At 56.1% G+C, this 18,646-nt stretch carries 10 protein-coding genes; 8 read left to right on the forward strand and 2 right to left on the reverse strand.

Features of this window, described 5'->3' with window-relative positions; all coding sequences use genetic code 11:
* Positions 1-22 precede the first annotated feature (22 nt).
* Positions 23-412 carry a hypothetical protein gene (locus ACFPMF_RS23945; protein WP_379849875.1) on the forward strand — a complete coding sequence of 130 codons (390 nt, stop codon included), beginning with the start codon at positions 23-25 and terminating at the stop codon, positions 410-412.
* Between the two features lie 32 nt (positions 413-444).
* Here ACFPMF_RS23945 and ACFPMF_RS23950 read toward each other — a convergent pair whose 3' ends face one another.
* Complete coding sequence (locus ACFPMF_RS23950) at positions 445-771, reverse strand: hypothetical protein (RefSeq protein ID WP_379849877.1); 327 nt, start codon at positions 769-771, stop codon at positions 445-447.
* A 243-nt stretch (positions 772-1,014) separates the two neighbouring features.
* Positions 1,015-3,294 carry a catalase/peroxidase HPI gene (gene katG / locus ACFPMF_RS23955; RefSeq protein WP_379849879.1) on the reverse strand — a complete coding sequence of 760 codons (2,280 nt, stop codon included), beginning with the start codon at positions 3,292-3,294 and terminating at the stop codon, positions 1,015-1,017.
* 302 nt (positions 3,295-3,596) lie between these two features.
* On the opposite strand from katG, the gene ACFPMF_RS23960 reads away from it, so the two are divergent.
* The 7 genes from ACFPMF_RS23960 (at position 3,597) to ACFPMF_RS23990 (ending at position 18,645) form a co-directional block, all read left to right on the forward strand.
* Positions 3,597-7,688 carry a hybrid sensor histidine kinase/response regulator transcription factor gene (locus ACFPMF_RS23960; RefSeq protein ID WP_379849881.1) on the forward strand — a complete coding sequence of 1,364 codons (4,092 nt, stop codon included), beginning with the start codon at positions 3,597-3,599 and terminating at the stop codon, positions 7,686-7,688.
* Positions 7,689-7,915: 227 nt separating this feature from the next.
* Positions 7,916-8,821, forward strand: coding sequence for a hypothetical protein (locus ACFPMF_RS23965; RefSeq protein WP_379849883.1), 906 nt, complete (start codon positions 7,916-7,918; stop codon positions 8,819-8,821).
* Positions 8,822-9,163: 342 nt separating this feature from the next.
* The gene (locus ACFPMF_RS23970) at positions 9,164-10,168 is read left to right on the forward strand and encodes an FHA domain-containing protein (RefSeq protein WP_379849885.1); all 1,005 of its coding nucleotides are present in this window, start codon (positions 9,164-9,166) and stop codon (positions 10,166-10,168) included.
* Positions 10,169-10,322: 154 nt separating this feature from the next.
* Positions 10,323-11,759 carry a PP2C family protein-serine/threonine phosphatase gene (locus ACFPMF_RS23975; protein WP_379849887.1) on the forward strand — a complete coding sequence of 479 codons (1,437 nt, stop codon included), beginning with the start codon at positions 10,323-10,325 and terminating at the stop codon, positions 11,757-11,759.
* Positions 11,759-13,336, forward strand: a complete 1,578-nt coding sequence (locus ACFPMF_RS23980; protein WP_379849889.1) for a serine/threonine protein kinase — start codon at positions 11,759-11,761, stop codon at positions 13,334-13,336. The genes ACFPMF_RS23975 and ACFPMF_RS23980 overlap by 1 nt, the downstream gene beginning before the upstream one ends.
* 7 nt (positions 13,337-13,343) lie before the next feature.
* The gene (locus tag ACFPMF_RS23985; RefSeq protein ID WP_379849891.1) at positions 13,344-14,639 is read left to right on the forward strand and encodes a serine/threonine-protein kinase; all 1,296 of its coding nucleotides are present in this window, start codon (positions 13,344-13,346) and stop codon (positions 14,637-14,639) included.
* A gap of 28 nt (positions 14,640-14,667) precedes the next feature.
* Positions 14,668-18,645 carry an FtsW/RodA/SpoVE family cell cycle protein gene (locus ACFPMF_RS23990; protein ID WP_379849893.1) on the forward strand — a complete coding sequence of 1,326 codons (3,978 nt, stop codon included), beginning with the start codon at positions 14,668-14,670 and terminating at the stop codon, positions 18,643-18,645.
* Position 18,646 lies beyond the last annotated feature (1 nt).

Consider the following 18,646-nt stretch of genomic DNA (forward strand, 5'->3'; position numbering starts at 1 on the left):
ATCAAACTAAATTCCCTTTGCTATGAAAACGCTTCTCAAATGTTCACTTGTCGCTCTTTTACTGGCGTTTGCCCCTTGCGCTGAAGTCCAGGCTTTCGGTCGGCCCAAAGCCGATGCAGTCATGTATCAAAGTAGCCTATACACCGATGCTGCCGGTAAACTTCGGCTGGCGGTTGATAAACAGGCGGGAGGTAGTGTCTCTGTCCGACTCATCAACGTTGCGGGCAAAGAATACTTCCTTCAACGGATCGGGAAAAACCAGCGGAAGGCCCGGATCCGGATTGATATCAGCGCATTATCAGATGGCGCTTACCAGGTGGTTCTGACCAACGGGGTGACAAGCTTTACCAATCACCTGACCATTACAACTGAGCTACCCGGTTTTTCCGGCCGGTGGATCGCTTTGAACTAGTGATGATATGAGCAGGCGGTTTGCGACCGGCGCTACGAATGGGGAACGGCTCTACTCGTTTCGGATTCGACCGGTCCGTTGGCTAGTTCATCAATGATTTGCCGGATCATTTCGTCGGTCATGGTGCCGACCTCTGATTTCGGAAAATAGAGGGTAGTTAACTGATCCGGGCCAATCTTGATGTCGAGCGAAAAAACCTGTCCGTAATAGGAAAGGTCAGCAAAAAGAAACTCCTTAAAATAAAAAGACTGTTTTATTAACCAATTGATCTGCGGAAGCGTAAGGTTCTCCCACACCAGGCGAACGGAATGATCAAGAAGGCGGTATTTTTCAGGAATGGTCAGGGGTTGGTAATCCATCGTTCGTCGTTTTTGGCCCGCAAAGTTCCAAAAACAAGTCACTTGTCGCCAGCTATTTTTTGATTTTGTGGCCGGGTTTGAAACGGTTCGTGCGAATTCGTTTGAAGACCAGAGCGTTACTTTTAGCCCGCTTTAGACGGGTTTTAGCAAATCTGTCCTGTGGCGGGGATCAAGAAAAGGGCCAGCGCAGATCACCCGCGCTGGCCCCGGTTCAAGGAACAATTTCAGAAATTTACGTGACCATCAGGCCAGCTCAAACCGGTCCAGGTTCATCACTTTGCTCCAGGCAGCGACGAAGTCCTTGACAAATTTTTCCTGTGCATCGGCGCTCCCGTACACTTCGGCAAGGGCCCTCAGTTCGGAGTTGGAGCCGAAGACGAGATCGGCGCGGGTGGCGGTCCATTTGGGTTGACCCGTCGGGCGGTCGGTGCCGAGGTACAGTTCCCGGTCTTCCCCCATTGCTTTCCAGGCCGTGTTCATATCGAGCAGATTGACGAAGAAATCGTTGGTCAGCTTGCCGGGCCGTTGCGTGAACACCCCATGTTTCGAGCCATCGAAATTGGTGTCGAGCACCCGCATCCCGCCCACCAGAACCGTCAACTCGGGCGCTGTCAAGGTAAGTAACTGTGCCTTGTCGATCAGCAATTCTTCCGTTGACACCGGGAGGTTGGGTTTGCGGTAGTTGCGGAAACCGTCGGCAGCAGGTTCCAGATAGCCGACCGATTCTACGTCGGTTTGCTCCTGCGAAGCATCCATCCGGCCCGGTGTAAACGGAACGGTGACCGGATAGCCCGCATCGCTCGCTGCTTTCTCAACCCCCGCGACCCCGGCCAGAACGATCAGGTCTGCCAGCGAAACCTTTTTGCTATCTGCCTGCGCATTGTTAAACGCCTGTTGAATGCTCTCCAGCTTGCTTAATACGGTTTGCAATTTCGCCGGATTGTTTACCGGCCAGTCTTTTTGCGGGGCCAGGCGGATGCGGGCACCATTGGCACCCCCGCGTTTATCGGAGCCGCGGAACGTAGAGGCCGATGCCCAGGCGGTGGAAACGAGTTCAGAGACCGTCAATCCGGATGCCAAGATGATCGCCTTCAGACCAGCAATATCACTTTCATTGATCAGGACATGGTCAACGGCGGGAATAGGATCCTGCCACAACAACACTTCGTCCGGCACATCCGGTCCGAGGTAGCGGGCACGCGGCCCCATATCGCGGTGCGTTAATTTAAACCAGGCCCGGGCAAACGCGTCGGCAAACGCGTCGGGATCCTCCAGGAAGCGCCGGGATATTTTTTCGTAAACCGGATCAAACCGCAAAGAAAGGTCCGTCGTCAGCATCCGGGGCGCATGCTTTATGGATTCATCGAATGCATCCGGAATGATACCGTCTGCGTTTTTGGCCACCCATTGGTGTGCTCCGCCCGGGCTTTTGGTTAATTCCCATTCAAAACCGAACAGGTTTTCGAAGAAGTTATTGCTCCACTGGGTAGGCGTTTTTGTCCAGATTACTTCCAGTCCGCTGGTAATCGTATCGGCACCCTTGCCCGACCCGTAGCTGTTGGCCCAGCCCAGCCCCTGCAATTCCAGGTCGGCGGCCTCGGGCTCTTTGCCCACATGCTCAGAAGGGGCCGCACCGTGGGTCTTACCGAAACTGTGGCCCCCGGCGATCAGCGCAACGGTTTCTTCGTCGTTCATGGCCATACGGCCGAACGTAACCCGGATGTCTTTGGCCGCAGCAATCGGATCCGGATTGCCGTCGGGTCCTTCCGGATTAACATAAATTAGCCCCATGTGGGCGGCTGCCAGTGGTTGCTCCAGGTTGCGGGAGTGGGTATTGCCATCGGCATCTTCATCCGAACTGACAACGCCATGTGCGGCAACGCCGGGAACCCCTTTTGAATAACGCTGTTCGTTACCCAGCCAGGTGGTTTCGGCACCCCAGTATACATCTTCATCCGGCTCCCAGACATCGGCACGGCCACCGGCAAAGCCAAAGGTTTTGAAACCCATCGATTCCAGGGCCACATTACCGGTCAGGATCATCAAGTCCGCCCAGGAAATTTTGCGGCCATATTTTTGTTTGATGGGCCAGAGCAGCCGGCGGGCTTTATCAAGGCTTACGTTATCGGGCCAGCTATTCAAAGGGGCAAATCGTTGCTGTCCGGCTCCGGCACCACCCCGGCCATCCGTCACGCGGTAGGTACCGGCGCTGTGCCACGCCATGCGGATGAACAAGGGGCCATAATGCCCGAAATCGGCCGGCCACCAGTCCTGGGAGTCGGTCATGAGGGCATGAAGGTCTTTTTTTACAGCTTCCAGATCAAGGCTTTTAAAGGCTTCTGCGTAGTCAAAATCGCTCCCCATCGGATTGGATAAGGACGAGTGCTGCCGCAGGATACTTGTCTTCAACTGGTTGGGCCACCAGTCGCGGTTTCGGGTGCCGCCACCGCCTACAGCCTGTTTCATACTGCCGTTATGAAACGGGCATTTACTGATGTCATTTGATTCGTTTTCCGTTGCCATAATTCGTGTGTTAAGTCAATCGTAATCTGCTCTTGAAAATAAATAGTGTGATAAAAGTATGTTCTTTAGGGAAATAATCATAATCGATTAATTCTATACTTCAATAGCTAAAATCTATCTCATCGCAATTTATATAAGTTTTTTTGGCTTTCACCCGGGCCTCATCCGGCGGTAGCAGGATGATTGGGCAACGGGCAGGTATCTACCCGGAAGATCCGGATGCGCTGTAAAATTGCCTTTTAATTAGTAATAATTTTATACTATTAATACTATTATTGTGCCTGTATATCCGGAACTTTCCAATGCCAAAGTTACTGGCTTTCTGTACCATACGCTTATTTTGGCTCGTCCTGCTGGTCCGTGAGCCCCTGGATGCCTGTGCGCAGGAGGATCAGAGGACCCGTTATCCTGAAAAGTACCCTACTCCCGATCAATTTGAGCACCTGTCGACTGAAGACGGCTTATCCAGTAATTACGTGACCGCGATTCTCCAGGATCAGGACGGTTTTATGTGGTTCGGGACGGGGGATGGGCTGAATAAATATGATGGCGCTTCCTTTACGGTTTTTAAACCCGACCCCAGCCAGCCAACCCGCAGTTTTCAGAATGGCTTCATTATGGGGCTGTGCGAAGGTGACGCAAATCGGCTCTGGGCCGTGACAAATGGGGGAGGGCTGCATGAAATAAACCGCAAAACCGGACAGGTCCTGCCGCACCCCATTCAGGCCGGGCAGGCCAATCGCTGGAATTCCCAGATATCCGTCTATAAAGACCGGCAGCACATCCTCTGGATCAGTACGCTGGCGGGCCTGGCTCGCTATGAACCCGCCAGGCATCGTTTTACACTGTATCCGTCGCCCGTTGCCGAGGTGGCGGTCAAAAGCGTATTTGAAGACCGGCAGCATCGGTTTTGGGTGGCTACTCACCAGGGATTGTATCAGTTCAACCGCAAAACCGGGCGCTTTACACGGATAGCCGTTCAGGGGGTGAAAGGGCCACATCCTTCATTTCAATCGTTTTATCTCGATCAGGACGATGTCCTCTGGGTCGGCAGTGCAACCGCCGGTTATAGCCTGTTCAAACTCACGCTGCGGAACCAGCCGTGGGTGTTAAAGCCCTACAATCCCGGTGGAAAACTGAATTCATTTGTGTGGCGCGGGACGATCCACCGGGATTCGGCGGGAATCGTCTGGGTGGGAACTACCACTGGCTTGCAGGGGGTCGATCCGGTTACGGATCAGGTCGTTACGTACCGATCCGATCCTGAGTTGTTCCGGGGACTGGCCAGCAGCAGCGCCCAGGCGGTTTACCACGACCGTGCAGGGACGCTCTGGGTGGGGACCGACAACGGCATTGACCAGCAGGCCGTTAACACTAAACCCTTTCGCATCTATCAGGTAAAACCCAACGAACGGATGGCTAGTATTCCCGAAAACCGGGCGTATGCGGTTTTTAAGGATCAGAAAGGCCAACTCTGGGTTAACAATTCACCCACTTTATATCGGCTTTCTGCCGATGGCGGGCGACTGGATCGGATCCCCGCCGAGGTCATTGATCCCGTTGGGCACCATCCCAGCGAGATGACCGCTTTCATGCCCGACGGAAAAGAGGGTATCTGGATGGGGTCGTATGACGGGTTGTTCCATTTCGATCACGGATCCGGACGCTTTACACGCTTTCCGGCGAAAATACCGGCCCGGTTTATTGCGGTTCAGACCGCAGGTCCGAAGCCATCCGCCGATGTCTGGATTGGCGGGGAAAGTGGTTTGGCGGCTTTCAATCCGCAGACGCGGCAATTCACGTATTACACCGATCAGGCCGAAATCCCAAACCGTCTTCCGGATAAGGATGTGTATGGGCTGCTGGTCAGTCGGAACGGGGAGGTCTGGATACTGATTCACCGTCTGGGGCTTTGCCGGCTGAACCCCAAAACGGGCCGGATAACGCGCTATGTGGCCGGCCCTCCGGGCCACCTGAGCAGCAACGACGTTCGGTCCATTTACGAAGACAGCGCCGGCACCATCTGGGTCGGAACGTATTTGGGCGGCTTGAACCGGTTCGATGAGAAAACCGGCCGGTTTACGACCATTACCCACCGGGACGGAATTCCCGGCAACACCATCGTCGGGATAACCAGCGATGCGTCGGGACACCTGTGGCTCAGTACCAATGATGGCCTTTGCCGGATCGATCCGCACCACAAAGTCATTCATACGTACCAGGTGTCGGATGGATTGCCCAGCAATAATTTCAAACATAATGCGGTTTTTCGGTACGGGAGCCAACTCATTTTTGGCAGCGAGAACGGGATTGTTCAGTTCGAACCCCGCCGGATTCGGGACGATAACCGTCCTTTTCCGGTTCATATCACCTCGCTGACCGTCATGAATACGCCCCGGCCCCTTCCCGACAAGGTGATCCGGCTCCGGCACGACGAGAATCTGTTCTCGATTGGGTTTGCTGCGCTGGCGTACAAACATCCCGAGAAAAACCAGTATGCCTATCAGCTCGTTGGGGTGAATAATAACTGGGTTCAGAACGGAAGTCGCCACGTCGTCAACTTTACCAGTTTGCCACCGGGCACCTATACCTTTCGGGTCAAAGCGGCCAACAGCAATGGGTTCTGGACGAACAATGTGGCTTCCATCCAGATCCTTGTACGGCCCCCCTGGTGGGGGAGCTGGTGGGCGTATGGTCTGTATGGTTTGCTCATCGGCGGGGCCATCTGGGGGTATGTCCGGTTGTCAACCAGCCGAATCCGGCAACGCCAGGAGCTTGAACTGAACCGGCGTCAGGCGCAGCAGCTCAAAGCCGTCGATGAACTGAAAACCCGGTTTTTTTCCAATATTACGCACGAATTTCGTACGCCCCTTTCCCTGATTATCGGACCGGTTGAGAAGCTGTTGCAGGAAGGGCGGTTTGATCGCCACACCCTAACGCTGGTACACCGGAATGCCCGGCAGCTCCTGCGGCTGATCAACCAATTGCTGGACCTGGCCAAACTGGAAGGGAATTCAATGAATGTAGTGCCGATGCAGGGGCAGATCCGCGAATTTATCGACCCGATCGTGGCGGTTTTCCAGGCACCGGCTACGCAGAAAGGGATTGCATTCACGGCTACGCTGGCTCCTTTCCCGGCGAATGAATACGTGTTCGACGCCGACAAATGGGAAAAAATAATCACGAATCTGATCGCGAATGCCCTTAAGTTCACCGAAACCGGCGGGAACGTGACCTTGACGGTTGAGCCGGTTTGGGAAGCCGATGTTCTAAAAGCGGTACAGTTTCGGCTGGCCGATTCCGGCATCGGGATCGGGCCCGAACAACTACCGCACATTTTCGACCGGTTTTACCAAGCCGACACCTCGACAACCCGCGCCCACGAAGGGACTGGCATTGGGTTGGCATTGGTCCACGAATTGATTCACTTGCTGAAGGGCCGGATTACCGTGGAGAGCCAGCCCGGCGTCGGAACGACCTTCCACTGGACCCTTCCCGTCGAACCGGTTTCGGCCAGCGGGGAACGCGCGCCGGTGCCTGCGACCGCACCCGTCGATGGGCCCCTGGTTTTGCCGAAACCGGCCTCGATGTCCAACCCGTCCGTTGAACCGTCGTCCGGAGCCCGCATCCTGATTGTGGAGGACAACGACGAGTTGCGGGAATTTCTCGTGGGCGAGCTGACCGCTTCGTACCAGGTTTTGCAGGCTGTAGACGGTCTGCAAGGCTGGGAAATAACCCAGGCCGAACTGCCCGATATGGTGCTGACGGATGTGATGATGCCCCGGCTGGATGGCCATGAATTATGCCGGCTCATCAAAAGCAATGCCGCGACGGATCACATCGCCGTGGTGATGCTAACGGCCAAAACGGCTCAACCCAGTCGGATACAGGGCCTACAGCACGGAGCGGATGAATATTTATCCAAGCCCTTCAGCCTGGCCGAACTGCACCTGCGGCTTCAGAACCTGATGACCCGCCAGCAGAAATTAGGGGATTATTACCGGCAGTTGTTTTCCATACCCGGTTCTTCGGGTCCGGCCTTGGTTTCGGCCGCTGAACCAACGTCCGATCCTTTTTTGGATCGGATTTATGCACTGCTGGAGAAACACCTGGACGATTCTACGATCAACGTGGACTGGCTGGCCGACCAGCTTGCCATGAATCGCAAAACCCTGTACCGTAAACTCCAGAGCCTGATCCAGCTGGCACCGGCTGACCTGATCCGGCAGTATCGGATCCGGAAAGCGGCCGAGCTGCTGCAGACGGGTTATAATGTAGCCGAGACGGCAGATCAGGTTGGTTTTAGCACCCCGTCCCATTTTGCCATGGTTTTTAAAGAAATCTATCAGCAAACACCAACCGATTTTATCGCCAGCCGTGCGAAAAAGACCTGATCCCCGCTTTTTTCGATGGGCAACCGGTAATGCCCCAAATTTGACGACATCCGCCCCCAATTCGATAGTTAATCAGGTTGAAAAAAGGCAACTTTGTCGGCTTAACGTCCTACTGTACCGGTTTTGAAGGTCGTGCCCCGGGCCGCCGGTGCTTTCTGGAATTAAGTAAACAACCAGCGGAATCTGGGCGTACAACATGAATCCTAACTACTCAAATCACACAATCTATGAGGACATTTTATCTCTTCCGAACCGCCCTTTTTCTGCTGATTGCAACCTGTTTGTACAGTTGTGACGACCACCGTATTCCGACCGTTACCCCGGGTTCGAATGCCGACAAGCTGCGCGTTAAATCCATCACGCAGCAACTGGCGGATATTAGCAGCCGGGTGGCTGCTGTTCAAAAAGTGAGCGTATTCAGTTACGATACGCAGGGGAGACTGAGTGGCATTACCACGTCACCGTTGCCCGCCGACCCGACGGCACCCGTCGAAAACAGCACCTATTCCTACGATGCACAAAACCGGCTCACCCAACTGAGACGGGTGATCAGTCAGACCGGAGCCAATCCGGATCCGGAGGAGACGTATACCTACACCTACAATCATGCCGGCCAGGTTTCCCAACTCGACTACATCAATAACACGAGGGACGATATGAATAAGTGGCAAGTGACCTTTACGTACACTCCTGGAAATCAGTTGTTAACCAGCTTCAGAAGCTTTTCGTGGTTTCCGGTGAGCTATTCGGAAGGTATTGAATATACGTTTACCGGAAAAAACGTGACCAAGGCTTTTTTAACCGCTACGGAAACACGCGCACCGGCATCATCCAGTACGGGGACAAGAACGACCCTCTATACGTATGATACCAAAAAGAATCCTTTCTACGGGGTCTTTGTCATTCCGGCTCCTTATCCGCCCTTATCGAATCCGATTTCGGGAATTTTTCACTATTACACCTACTATGGCGGTTTTGATAATCTATTCAACCTGAGCGAGAACAATGCACTTTCGGCCGGTTCGACTACCTATGCGTATACGTATAACGTCGCCAATCTGCCCCTCACCCGAACGACGACGGCCGATGGCAAAGTAACCGAAACCCTGACGTACGAGTACGAAAGTTATTGAAGCGAAAAAATATAAAATTTAGCCCAACCGCCCCGGTACTGGCAACGGGGCGGTTGGGCTAAATTTTACTGAAACGATCGCAACCCCAAATCAAATTCGTCCAATTCCATCCGGTCCCCGGCGTACGTCTGAGCCAACGCGGCTTCAAAGGAGATTGTCAGGAGAAGGCAGAAGCCAGGGCAACGTTTCATGATGTACTTTTCGGCCGTCCTATAAGGATCGTGCCAAATTCTTTTCGAACCTGGGAAGAAAACGGTTGGGGAAAGACAACAATTTTTTTCCGGCCAAACGATTTTCTTCCCATTTAGCGTTTACAAGGAAGTAATCCAACGCAGTTCTCAGATGGCAGATCAATCTACCGGCTGGCTTGGCAAACTAAGCAGATTCTTAGTACCTACCAGCCTGGCTCAGACCACGCCAACCAACACGGTTTCCAATACGCAGATTTTACATGAACTCATTGCTTCGTTTGAAGACTCCATCCGCCGGGAGTCGGTCGGGAGCAGTATGCTGTTTAATGCGCACTTTCTGATCATCCTTCATCCGGATACCTACGAGGAACGCCAGAATGCGTTTCCGGTGATCGTAAACGAGGCCGTTAATGCCTTCACGGCGATCATTCAATCGCAAAAAGTGACATTCGCGCAGGTGGCCCCGGTGGCCGCCAGCTGGTTTTTTAAGTTTGGGGGCGGGCATGAATTTGGGGGCGAGCCGGTGAATCCGGACGATATCAAAGTGGTGGGCGCCCTGACCGGTATTCTGCCGGGCGCGGCTCCGGTTCAGTCGTCCGACAGCCTGCGTGTCACCCGACGGGTGAAGCAAACCAACCGCTACGAAAAGGTAGATATTGACCCGAATACATTTCGGCACATCGATTTCCGGGAACCGGGGGCGTTTGTTGTCAAGTTTGCGTTTGATACCTCGACCGGCCCCGCCGGGCGTCCCGCCGTACCGGAAAACGCCCCCCGAAAGGCCCCGGTTCCGCAGCGGGACCTAAGCTCCGGCCTGGCACAGATTGACTATTACCTGGCCGAACTGCACAGGGAGAATGGATACGTGATGCGGGACCGGGAGATTGTGATTGCCCGGAAGGAACCGGATAATCAGCATTTTCCCAATTTCCTCCTCCTGGAATCGGCCTACGTATCGAATCCGCACGCCCGGATTCGGTACAACGACGCAACGCAGACGTTCCAGATTGCCTCGTTCAGCCGGAACGAAACCCGCGTCAACGAGCAGCTTATTCCGCGCAGCGAACCCGCCAGTCCGCAGTGGTTTCCGCTGCCGGACAAGGCCCAGCTTTTACTGAACAGTATGGTTACGCTCAATTTTCAACGCATTCCGTAAGCCGATGATCGATACACTCCTTGTGGTTGGGTTACTGCTGTTTGTGGGCTTTCTTGTGATCAGCCATTTTCGGAATTTGCCCCGCTGAGGAAACAACTGCCCCGTCTGTGGGTTCAATTTTACGATGGTATAGTCAGTTACGCTTTCTTCTTACATGCGTTCAATTTCAATTACCGGACAAACCGACGTCGGCAAACGCCGGAAAGATAACCAGGATACGTTCATCTGTACCCCCATTTGGTCCGATACCAGTGCGTTGCTGGCCGTGATCGACGGGGTCGGCGGTTACGCGGGCGGGGACCTGGCCGCGGCCATCGCGAAAGAATCCATCGAACAGTATATGAACACGCCCAGCGGTGATCCGCTGTCGATGCTGCGCGAAGCCGTTGTGTTTGCCAATAACCAGATTCATGCGCAACGGCAGCAGCATCCGCAACGCGCCCAGATGGCCTGTGTGTTGACCACGGCGGTAGTGGACAGTCGCTTACAGAAGGTGTTTTATGTCCACGTGGGGGATACCCGCTTATACCGGTTTCGGCAGGGGAGGCTCGAAAAACTGACTCGCGATCACTCCATGGTCGGTATTCGGGAGGACGCCAATGAACTCACCGAAACCGAAGCCATGCAACACCCCCGCCGAAATGAAATTCTACGCGACCTGGGTTCGGCGGTGCACCGGGTCGATGATCCGGATTTTTTAGACGCGGGCGAAACCGGTTTTGAGCCGGGGGACCAGCTCCTGTTGTGCAGCGATGGCCTGACCGACATGATTACGCAGGCCCGGATCACGGAGGTGCTCGCCAGTAATCTGTCCCTCGAAGCCCGCGCAACGGAATTGATTCGGCTGGCGAATACCCAGGGCGGCAACGATAATATTACGGTAGTGCTGGCCCAGGACACCATGCCGCCGAACCAGAGCGCACCCGTCACCACTGGGGCGGTCGGGAAGCCGGAGGAGCAAACAACAACCCCGGTTTCGTCGGCAACGGGCGAAACCGCTGCGACCCGAACTCAACCGGCCCGACGACGTTCGTCCGGTTTGTGGATTTTTCTCAGCCTGTTGCTGCTCGGAACCGTCGGCGGACTGGTGTGGTACCAGTATCAACCATCCAGTCTGAACGACGAAAGACCGGCCGATAGCCTGCAGGCATCAGCAACCCGAACCGGTTTCCTGCCCGAACGGCTTTCTCCCCTTGATTCGCTGGTCGAACGGGCCTACCGCAGTGCCGACCATCAACTAACCCTCTCTATGGATACGGTGCGGCTCGACAAACCACTGGTCTTGACCGATTCCCTGCTCCGGATTGTGGGCCAGAACCGGCTGACGGTTTTTCTGCCCGCCGATACTAATCGGGCACCGGTGGCGCTGCGTACGGCGCATACGGGGCCGGTACATCTGGAAAATATCGTCATCAGCGGTTTTAAAACCGGTATTGAAACCACCTCGACGACGCCCATTCAATTATCAAATGTGTATTTTCAGGAGGTGAAACAGCCCATCAACGTGGTCATCCGGCAGGACACGTTTCGCAATACCCTTTTTGAAGTTTCCATCCAAAACCGCCCCACTTCCCAACCCCTTCGTCCCTGATGGCAACGATTCGATTTGATACCCGTTTTCCCGGTTACGAAGTGCTCAGCGAGTTAGGGCGCAGCAACGCCCGCATCCTGAAGGCGCGGCATCTGGCAACGGGTGACCTGGTGGCGATCAAGCACTTTGCCCTCAATACCGATGAGGAAACGCTCCGGCGGTTTCAGCGGGAGTCGGCCATTATGACCAGCATTGCCCATCCGAATATTGTCAAGGTCCGGGAGGTGCAACTGGAGGCTGAACTGCCGTATCTTGTTATGGAACTGATCGAAGGAGGCAGTCTCAAACAACTCATTACGAGCCAGAACCGCATCAGTATCCCGACTACCATCCGGCTGGGGCTGCAAATGGCCGAGGCCTTTAAGGCGATTCACCCGCAGGGCATCATTCACCGCGACATCAAACCGGAAAACATCCTGTTTCGGCCCCTGCCCAGCGGAGAACTCCACTTTCTGCTGACGGACTTCGGCGTCGCCCGCTTGCACGAGCAGTCGAACACGCTGACGGGCCAGTCGCTGATGACCTACGAATATGCCTCCCCGGAGCAATTCAACGACCCAAAAGGCGTGACCCAGGCCACTGATTATTACTCCCTGGGGGTGGTGTTGTACGAATGCCTGCACGGGTGTGTTCCCTTTGCCCTGACCGACGATTCGGGCATTGTGACCTTCATGAACAAAGTGCTGACCGAAGCGCCACCCGCTTTAACCGTGACCCGTCAGGACCCGCTTCTGGAACCCTTCGTGGAACTGCTCCAGGGGTTGTTACAGAAAAAACCGGCCGACCGGCTGAGTGATCCGGACGAACTGACCTGGCAGCTGAAACAGGCCGAACTCAATTATTTGCAGGCAAACCGGGCCGGTTTTACGGCTCGAAAACCAACGCCGTTGCCGAATAGCCCGGTGGTAAACCGTGAAGAGCCTAACGCAATCAATCCGGTTGCTTCGTTCCCCGAGCCAGTCGCTGAAGGGGCTGAACCGGCCCGGCCAGCTTCGGGCAAGCCGTCCAGAAGTGGTGTGAAATGGGCGGTTTTAGGGCTGGCTGTTTTGCTCGGTGGGGCCGGTTTATACTATGCTCTGACAGACTTTGGCGCAAAACCGGCGGAGAACCGGCTGGTGTCCGGCGATTCGACCACCGCAGCGGTAACGAACCCCGTCGCGTCTGAAACCCCCGCGCCACCGGTGGTGGATACGCTACAACAGCGCCTGGCCGAAGAAGCCCGACGGCGGGAACAGTTGCGGGCGGAAGTGGTGGCGGCCGGGAAAGAACTGAATGCCGAAATCCTCGATCTGCACGTTGGCCTGCTGGGGGGCATCAAAAACGTCCGCGTTCAGGTCAATAACCCCAGCCCGTTTCCGTTCCCGTCGATTGCCGTTCAGGTCAGTTATTACAAAGACAATGGCGGGCTTTACAAAACCGAAAAAATGTTTTTCAATAATGTAGCCCCCAATTCATCGCCCGTTCGTAAGGCACCGAACAGCGATCGGGGCACCCGGGTTACGTGCAAGATTCTGAAATATGATCTGCCAAAACTGGATTCCCTGATGCACGGGGTACCAACCGATTCGATAAATTAATGGCCCAATGCCAACCGTAAGCGTCAATACTCATTTTCCGGGCTACGAGATCATCGGAGAAATCGGCCGTTCCAACGCCCGGGTTTTAAAAGCCCGTCACCTGGCAACGGGTGATCTGGTGGCGATCAAGCATTTTGCCCTCAATACCGATGAGGAAACCCTCCGCCGGTTTCGACTGGAATCCCAGTTGATGACCGAAATCCGGCACCCCAACGTCGTCGCGGTCCGGGAGGTCGCCCTTGATCTGGCGATGCCCTTTATCGTCATGGAATGGGTGGAAGGAGGCAATCTGCGGACACTTTTTCAGGAAAAAGGGCATCTGGACGTTCCGAGCACCATCCGGCTGGGACTGCAAATGGCCGGGGCCTTTCAAGCGATTCACCCGCGCGGAATCATCCACCGCGACATCAAACCCGAAAATATTCTGTACCGGCTCCTGCCCAGTGGCGAATACCATTTTCTGCTGACGGATTTTGGCGTGGCCCGGCTGCGTGAACAGACCCAGACCATGACGGGCCAGTCGCTGATGACCTACGAATATGCCTCCCCGGAACAGTTCGACAACCCGCGCGGGGTGGATGTGGCCACGGATTATTATTCGCTGGGCGTGGTGCTGTACGAGTGTGTGGCCGGGCGGGTTCCCTTTTCGATGGCCGACAGTGCCGGAATCGCTTCGTTCATGAATCAAGTCCTGCGGTCCGATCCGCCCGCTCTACAACCGCCGGATCAATCCCTCCCGCCGAGCCTGGAGGCCTTGATTCCCTGGCTCCTGGCCAAAGTCCCGGCCCAACGCCTGAGTGAAGTCCATGAATTGAAGGTGCTGCTCGGGCAGGCTAATGTGGAGTACTGGCAGGCGGGTCGAACCAGCGCGTCGCCCGCGCCGGTTCGAAACCGAACACTGGCCGCTCCGGTGTCGGTTCCAACGCCAGCCGAGCCTGATTTCACCACGCCTGAACCGGAGGACGACCCGGTTTCGGGCGTCAACTGGACGTGGGTGACCCTGGGCGTTGTTGTCGTAGCGGTTTTGGTTGGCTTCTTCCTTTTTTACCGGAGTCAACCCACGACGAGCGGTTTTGAAACGGATCAGAATACGTTCAGCAAGTCGGACTCATTGCGTTCGGAGGTGATGCAAACCGATACTACCAGGGCAGGAGAGGAGTATCCGGTGGAGGAAACCCCCGCCGATGCCGACACCATACCCACCGATTCCGCGCCCCCGGTCGACTCTACCCAGCGTACGGCACCCGCACCGGTACCTGATTCCACCCGAACAACCCCGGATTCAACCCGAACGACGAATTGATGTTTCATTTTCCCTGTAAGCTCAACGAATGAAATTAGCTTCTGTTCCGTCTGGACGCTTCTATCTGGTGGGTGGAACTGTACTGTTGTTTTTGCTTTTTTTGCGACTGTACGTCAATCTGTTACCTTCTCTGGATCAGGTCGGGCAGGCCCTTGAAGAAGGACGGGCCGTAACGCTGAAAGCGGGAATAAAACCGGCCGTCATCCAGCGGCTTCTCAACGCGGGTAACTATTATGCCGATGCCAAAGACCGGATGCTGGTGGCGGATTCGCTCACCGCCCAACTTTCGCAGGACGGCGCACTGGAAAACCTGGGGGCCATTAATAAACGGGCCTTTTCGGTGCGGGCTCCGCTGGCCTGGCGGAGTCCCGTTGGCGGCCCGGAGTTTCAAAACCGCCTGCAGCTTTCCCGTCAGCAGATGGGTTTCGACTCCGTGCTGTACAATCGGGAACTGACCCAACCTAGGCCGTATGCAGCCACGCTGACGGTCGGGAACGGAAACCGGGCCATCGCTGGTCGGGTCAGCCAGGAGGACCGGCCCCTGGCGGGCGTGCTGGTTCAGTTGAAACGCCACCCGCCGACGGCCCAGGCCGATACGCTACAGGACCAGTATTTTTATACCCGCACCGATGCCGCCGGTCAGTTTTCGTTCGCGGGTTTGAAAGCCGATTCGGCCTACAGCGTGGTGCCGCTGAAACCCGGTTTTGAGTTCGGCAGCCGACGTGGCACGAGCCGATTGACCGGTGATCAATCGTATGCATTTGCGGCCCGCCCGCATCAGTTACGGCTGATCGGTTCCGTCGTGTACGGCCAGTTGAAAGCCGATCAGGCCTTCGTCGTCCGGACGCCCGGCGATTTTACCCTACAATTCTGGGCCATCGCCGGGCTGTTTTTGCTGGCTTTCTGGGCCGTTCAGGGCTTCTGGACGCTTCGCCGGTTTCAGTCCGATCCGCTGGTGTTGCCGGTGGTGATGCTCCTCACCGGGATTTCTACGCTGACGCTGCTGGCCATTCAGGACCCCTTGCAGGACACGCTCTACGCCTGGCAAACGCTACAGGGGGTTGCGCTGGGTCTGCTGGGGATGACGATCGTTTCGCAACTGAACATTGGCCGTTTCTACGCCGACTGGCGGTTTGACGCGCTGTTTGCCTTCCGCTCCCGCTCGTCCGTCCGACGGGTCGGCTGGACCTGGCTGGTGCTGGCAATTGGGCTGGCGGTGCTGACCCTGCTGTTTGGGACCGGGCCGGAAGGGAGCGGGGTACGGGTCAATCTGTCGCTGCCGGGTCTGACATTCCAACCCAGCGAGATCACGAAATACCTGCTGCTGCTGTTTTTTGCCGGTTTTTTTGCCGCCCATGAACAGGCAATCCGCGAGCTGCCCGATTTGCGCTGGCGGTTTTCGGTGAGCTTCGGAGCCATGGCGGGAGCCGGACTCATCATGCTGCTCTATCTCCTGCTGGGGGATATGGGACCGGCCCTGGTGGTGTGTTTTACGTTTCTGCTGTTCTACAGCATCGCCCGGGGCAATCTGGCGCTGACCCTGGCCACGGGCGTTGGCTATAGCGTGGCATTGTGGTGGTTGCCCGGCTGGCTGGCGTTGATAGTGATCTTTGGACTTTTGATCGGTTTTCTGCTCTGGCGCGGAGAGGCCCGGTCGATGACCCGGCTGGGCTGGGCGGCCTTGTTCACCGAAGCCCCGGTTTTGCTGCTGCTGGTGATGGCAATGTTTTCCTTCGGGGATTTGCTGCCCTACGTAGGCAGCCGGCTGGCCGACCGAAAGGCCATGTGGCTGAGTCCCTGGGACAACGATGTGTACGGGGGCGATCACCTGGCGCACGCGTTCTGGAGCTTATCGTCGGGGGGCTGGACGGGCCAGGGGCTGGGCAAAGGCTTTGCGGCTGCCATGCCTGCGGCTCATACCGACATGATTCTTCCCAGCATCGGCGAAGAACTGGGCGGTTTGGGACTGATCGCCGTGTTTCTGCTGCTCGGTATATTGCTCCACCGAATTTTTCTGCAGGCCCGCCGGGCGGGGCAACCGTTCAGTTTTTTTCTGGTAGCCGGAATTGCGATCGCCACCGGTGTGCAGTTTCTGATCATTGCGGGTGGTTCCATCGGCCTTTTACCGCTAACCGGTATTAGTGTGCCTTTTCTGAGTTACGGCAAAATAGCGCTCATTTTCAACCTGACGGCGCTGGGGGCGGTTTTCAGTGTGGCGCACCGACCCGGCCAGCTCAGCCAGCGGGCATACCTGGAAAAACACTACGATCCGGTTTTGATGGCCGGCATTGCCGGTTTTCTGATCGGCGTTTTGATCCTGATTGGTCGTTTACTGCCGGTCATTGGCTGGCGGGGGGAGGAATACATTGTGCGGCCGGTTCGGGTGGTGACGCGGAATGGCGATCCGGTTTATAGCTACAATCCCCGCATCGAGCGGCTTACCCGGGAGCTGGCCTCCGGCACGATTTACGACCGGAATGGGTTGGTGCTGGCCACCAGTTCGCCGGAGGTCGTGGCCAAACAGACGGCCCGTTTACAGCAAACCGGCCTTGAGTCCAGGGCCCTGAACGAACTGAAGCAGAAGCGACTGCGACGCTATTACCCCTTCAATGAGCACCTGTTTTTCTGGGTCGGTGATCTGAATACGCAGTTATTCTGGGGACAGAGCAATGGGTATTTTGCCGAAGCGACGCATTATAGCGAACTGCGCGGTTTCAACAGCCGCCCGCGCAAAACAACGCTGGTGACGACTCGTTACCGGGCCGACCGCTTCAGCCCGCCGGTGGAACAAAACCGTACGTTAACCGTGTATGACTACCGCGAACTGGCTCCCGCCCTGCGGGCCGGGATCGACAGCCGCGAGGTGGACCGGCGCAAAGCCCAAAACCGGGATGTACAGCTAAGTGTGAACGCCGAATTACAGGTGGTCCTGCAAAAAGCGCTGGCGACTTCCGACTACCGGAACCACCGGCTTTCGGCCGTCGTGCTCGATGCCGCTTCGGGCGATGTGCTGGCGTCGGCGATGCATCCGTTGCCGAATCTGAAAACGCCGGAACCCATGCTGTTGCCCGACCGGGATCGGATGAAGCTGCCGTATTTGGTAACAGAACGGGATCTGGGCATGACCTTCCCGACGGCACCGGGATCCACGGCTAAAATTTTGACGGCCATGGCTGCGTTTAACAAACTGGGGATCTCCGCTTCGGCGGTCAGCTACCCGATAAGCTGTCAGGAGATCATCCGGCGGGGAACTTACGAATCGGAGCCCTGCGGGGAGCCGGTGAATATGCGGAAAGCGATCGTCCGGTCGAGCAACGTTTATTTTATCCGGTTGGCCAACGATCAGAAACTGGATAACGAACTGGCCGATCTTTACCTGAAAACCGGTATGAACGTCGATTACATCGGGGGCTATTCGTACGCCGATACGCATACGGAAGCGGAGCGGGCGGCCATTCGGGAACACTGGCGTGATTCGTCGTTTGTGGTGCGCCGGAAACTGTACCTGAGCGATCGCTATCCCCGGCGGTATCGGAGTGAGTTTTCGGGCCTGGCGTGGGGGCAGGGCCAGTTGACGGCTACGCCGGGAGCCATGGCCCGCATGGCTTCGGCCATTGCCAATCGGGGCATTTTGCAGCCCTCCCGTTATGTGCTGAGTCGGGCCGGGCAACCGCAGGCGATACCGGCAGGGCAGGCCATTGGAAAACCGGACTATACGGAACAACTGACGGATTTCATGATTGAACAGTCCAATCCAGGCGGAGGACGATCTAAAATCAGTGCGGTTCGGGTGGCGGGCAAAACCGGGACGCCCGAGCGGATTGTGCTCGGACAACAGGAAAACGACGGCTGGTTCGTGTTCTTTGCGCCAACGCCGGATGGCCGTTCGCATACGGTCGTTTGCGTGCGGATTGAATTGGGTGATTCGTCGGCGGACGCTGTCAAGCTGGCGAATACCGTCGTTGCCCCGATCTTACAAAAACGGGGTTATTTAGGGAGCTTTTGAT

Source organism: Larkinella bovis (assembly GCF_042655385.1).
Taxonomy (GTDB): domain Bacteria; phylum Bacteroidota; class Bacteroidia; order Cytophagales; family Spirosomataceae; genus Larkinella; species Larkinella bovis.